This window comes from Flavobacterium macrobrachii, assembly GCF_014486675.1.
Lineage (GTDB): Bacteria > Bacteroidota > Bacteroidia > Flavobacteriales > Flavobacteriaceae > Flavobacterium > Flavobacterium macrobrachii.
On record NZ_JACTAC010000121.1, the window covers coordinates 1 to 4,090 of the forward strand.

Consider the following 4,090-nt stretch of genomic DNA (forward strand, 5'->3'; position numbering starts at 1 on the left):
TCTTTATATACATTTTTAATGCTTTCAAATGGATTTTGGAAGTTAGTAATTGGTGTTAATTTTCCTGATTTTATATTGCGGAAGTAGTAATTAGGGAAATCATTTTTTGATTGAATTTGTACCAATGCATCGCCTTTTTTGAAATCTTCAATAGAAAGCAAATCTTCTTTTTTGTCTTTTAGTTTTGAAGTATAAAGACGTTTGGTTTTTAATGTTTTAAGATTAAATTCATCTATAAAAGGAAATTGTCCATCTTTAGTATGACCTTCGCCAATTAGATAAGTATTGTCGCCTTCAATGGCCAAAACATAACGATTGTATTGGTTTCTTTTGGTTTCAAAATCTCCAGGATCGCTGTAAATATCTTGCGAATTTCTATCGGAAATAATTTTTGGAGCTTGATTTGGATTAGAAGGATTGAATAAATAGGTTTTTTGATTTCTTGTGTCATACCAACTATCATATGCAATTGCCGTTGTTTCATTACCCCAAACAATTCCTCCATAGCGTTGTTGAGTTTTTAAAATCGAAATTGGTGTTGCAGAAAATGGCGCATCCCAGCTGAAAACTTCATCTCTATAATCAACTTTTTTGGCTTGATCTCCTTCATCCAATGCTACTACATAAGAAAGCGTAGCTGGTTTATCTGAACGCCAGCTCATATTTCTTTTACCTGTTCTAACAGAAGAAAAACCTTTTGGCATAATTTCAGTCAAAGGAACTTCGTTTACTACTTTTACCTCTTTTCCGTTGGTATTATAAACAATAGATTTTTGTGGAAAACGACTTAGCGGAACGATATAAGAATAAGGTTTGTGAATAGTAGTTATCATTAAGTAATTACCATCAGGTGAAAAACTTTCTCCTGCATAAATTGCAGCGGGTTTGAACAGTTCGATTTTTCCCGAAATTGAAACTTTATACAATTCTGAAGTGACTAAAGCATCAAAATTAGCTTCGTCAGTTGGGTTTTTTAATAAATCTTGGTAGGTTCTGTTTTGAGAAACTTTTCCATCACCAGTTGAAACCGTTGGACCTTTTGGTAAATCTTTTTTACTGTCAATTAATGCAGGACGGTTTTTTGGCAACATTTTTACCAAAAGCGTTTCATTGTCATTCATCCAGTTGAATGGATTTCCAAGATTAGCATTCAAATTAGCGTCGGTAATTTTTTTAGCAGAAGCCGTTGCTACATCAATTACCCAAAGCTCTACGCCAGTTGCAGTAGTATTAGTAAAAGCAATTTTCTTTTCGTTTTGTGACCAAGCGATGTTGGTAATTTTAGGATTTTGAGGTAAACCGTTTACTTGAGTTTCTACTTTGTCTTTTACTTTTCTTAATTTCAAATTATTAATGTAAGTAACCGTACTTGAAATGTTTGTAATAGGATTGATGCGTAAACCTCCCAAACGCATTTCTTCCTGACTTAATTCGTCTAGCGTTTTATAAGTACTTCGATAACTTAATAGCATGTACTCTTTTTTAGAATCCATGTTTACACTTGGTGTTCTCTCATAATCTGCTAGGGCAAGAATGTCTTTTGATGGTTGTTGAAACGTTAAATTTTCTTGAGCAGAACCAGCAAAAAACGAGAGAAAAAGGATAAATAAAATGCTTTTTTTCATGTTGATTGTTTTAGATAGTTATTGGTATCAAAAATAGCTTTTAGGTTACAGGTTAACAAAAAAAATAACATTTTTGAGACTTTATTTAAAAGGAATTATTTAATTTTATAACTAAGATAAAAATCAAAACAAAATAAATAAACATGGGAAAATTTGTAATTACAACTAGAAAAAATGGTGAGTTTCAGTTTAGTTTAAAAGCAGGAAATGGTCAAGAAATTCTTGGTAGTGAAGGTTATACTACTAAAGCAGCTTGCTTAAACGGAGTAGAATCGGTTAAGAAAAATTCGCAAGACGATGCTCGTTTTGAAAGATTAGAAGCTAAAAATGGAAAACCTTACTTTAATTTAAAAGCTACCAATGGACAAATCATTGGAACAAGTGAAATGTATGAAAGTGTTGCAGCACGCGATAACGGAATTGAATCAGTAAAGAAAAATGCACCTGATGCTGCAGTTGATGACCAATCATAACAAAAGCACAAAAATTAATACAAAGCCAGTTAGTTTAACTGGCTTTTGTTTTTTGTAAAAAATAGAATTTGTTAAAAAATAGGGGTTTTGTGCTGTGGTTTTTAATAAGTTGATTATTTTTAACCTCTATTTTTAATTAATTGACAAGTTATGTATCATTCAAAAATATCAGGATTAGGGTTTTATGTTCCAGAAAATATAGTAACCAATGACGATTTGTCCAAAATAATGGATACCAATGACGAATGGATTCAAGAACGAACCGGCATAAAAGAAAGACGCCACGTTATTAAAGGCCAAGATACTACTACTTCAATGGGAGTAAAGGCGGCAAAAATTGCCATCGAGCGTTCGGGAGTTTCTTATGACGATATCGATTTTATAATTTTTGCAACACTAAGTCCTGATTATTATTTTCCTGGTCCAGGTGTTTTAGTTCAGCGTGATTTAGGTTTAAAAACCGTTGGTGCATTGGATATTCGTAATCAATGTTCGGGATTTGTTTATGCACTTTCTATTGCAGACCAATATGTAAAAACCGGAATGTATAAAAACATTTTAATTATTGGTTCCGAACTACATTCGCATGGATTGGATATGACAACTCGTGGTCGTGGCGTTTCCGTGATTTTTGGCGATGGAGCAGGAGCAGCGGTTATTAGTAGAGAAGAAGATTTGACCAAAGGAATTTTGTCAACCCATTTGCATTCCGAAGGACAACACGCAGAAGAGTTATCGTTGATTGCTCCAGGAATGGGAAAACGCTGGGTAAATGATATTATTGCTGATAATGATCCAAACGATGAAAGTTATTTTCCTTACATGAACGGACAATTTGTGTTTAAAAATGCAGTGGTTCGTTTTAGCGAAGTGATTATGGAAGGTTTGCAAGCCAATAATTTACAAGTTTCTGATATTGATATGCTTGTGCCACATCAGGCAAATTTGAGAATTTCGCAATTTATTCAACAGAAATTCAAATTAAGTGATGACCAAGTGTATAACAACATCCAAAAATATGGAAACACAACCGCAGCGTCAATTCCTATTGCTTTAACCGAAGCTTGGGAACAAGGGAAAATCAAATCGGGCGACACTGTTGTTTTAGCCGCATTTGGTTCAGGATTTACTTGGGCAAGTGCTATTATTAAGTGGTAGTTTTTTACATAATAGATTACAAGACAATAGATAATAGAAAAACCCGTTTCAAAATTTTGAAACGGGTTTTTTTGTCTAAGGTATAGGTTACTGAAGAAATTTTAATTTGTTGAATTTTGTTAATTGTAGGCAATTGGTAGCATCCATTTCTCCAGAATATCAACTTTAACACTGTTTTTTTCTGCTGAAATATACGTGACCATTGTTTTTAATATTGCCATAATCTCTGTTTTAACGATTTCAACATCTTTTTCATCTGCGCCAGTTCTAACTATTTGACCATCAAATTCATCAAATCTATTGATACTAAAGGAGACAATAATTTTTCCTTTCACCTTCTCTTTCAATCGTTTAGATTTTTTTATTTCCCTTATCATTGTTTTTAGAAATATTGGGTTTAAATTTCCATCACTTCCAAACAGGTAATATTCATTTCCATCAACATTAAATTTTGGCTTAACATCAACGTCTTTAATAGACATAATTGTACCGTTTCTAAAGCTAGGACAAAATTCTTTAATATCTTCTAAAATTTTATTGTCACCTAACCTGTAAGCCATATAGAAATTTTCACATGCATCTTCATTTTCACCTAATGCAAGTAAAGTAGCTCCCAAGTTATACCATGTGTTCTTTTCTTTTGGAAAAAGGGTAGTGGCTTTTGTATATATTTCTTTTGCTAAAACGAAATTGCTTGACAAAAACGCTTTCTCCCCATCTGATAACAATTTGTTTAATTCTATTTTATCCTGCGAAAAATTTGTTTGAGCTATAGAACTAAATGATAAAAAAAAGAGTAATTTTAAATATTTCATTGAACTTAGAATATTATTT

4 protein-coding genes are annotated in these 4,090 nt (G+C 32.4%); 2 read left to right on the plus strand and 2 right to left on the minus strand.

Features of this window, described 5'->3' with window-relative positions; all coding sequences use genetic code 11:
• A partial coding sequence (locus IAI56_RS15290) for a S9 family peptidase (RefSeq protein WP_187658687.1) occupies positions 1–1,625 on the minus strand: 1,625 nt, incomplete at its 3' end.
• A 143-nt stretch (positions 1,626–1,768) separates the two neighbouring features.
• Here IAI56_RS15290 and IAI56_RS15295 point away from each other — a divergent pair.
• Positions 1,769–2,098 (plus strand): YegP family protein, encoded by a 330-nt coding sequence (locus IAI56_RS15295; RefSeq protein WP_169522668.1) that lies wholly within the window; start codon positions 1,769–1,771, stop codon positions 2,096–2,098.
• A gap of 150 nt (positions 2,099–2,248) precedes the next feature.
• Positions 2,249–3,256, plus strand: a complete 1,008-nt coding sequence (locus tag IAI56_RS15300) for a 3-oxoacyl-ACP synthase III family protein (RefSeq protein ID WP_187658688.1) — start codon at positions 2,249–2,251, stop codon at positions 3,254–3,256.
• A gap of 119 nt (positions 3,257–3,375) precedes the next feature.
• On the opposite strand, the gene IAI56_RS15305 is transcribed toward IAI56_RS15300, so the two are convergent.
• A partial coding sequence (locus tag IAI56_RS15305; protein ID WP_222941030.1) for a tetratricopeptide repeat protein occupies positions 3,376–4,090 on the minus strand: 715 nt, incomplete at its 5' end.

What these genes read in the sequence shown, in the direction of transcription:
- IAI56_RS15300 (WP_187658688.1), top strand. Translation starts at nt 2,249, where the DNA reads ATGTATCATTCAAAAATATCAGGATTAGGGTTTTATGTTCCAGAAAAT.
- IAI56_RS15295 (WP_169522668.1), top strand. Translation starts at nt 1,769, where the DNA reads ATGGGAAAATTTGTAATTACAACTAGAAAAAATGGTGAGTTTCAGTTT.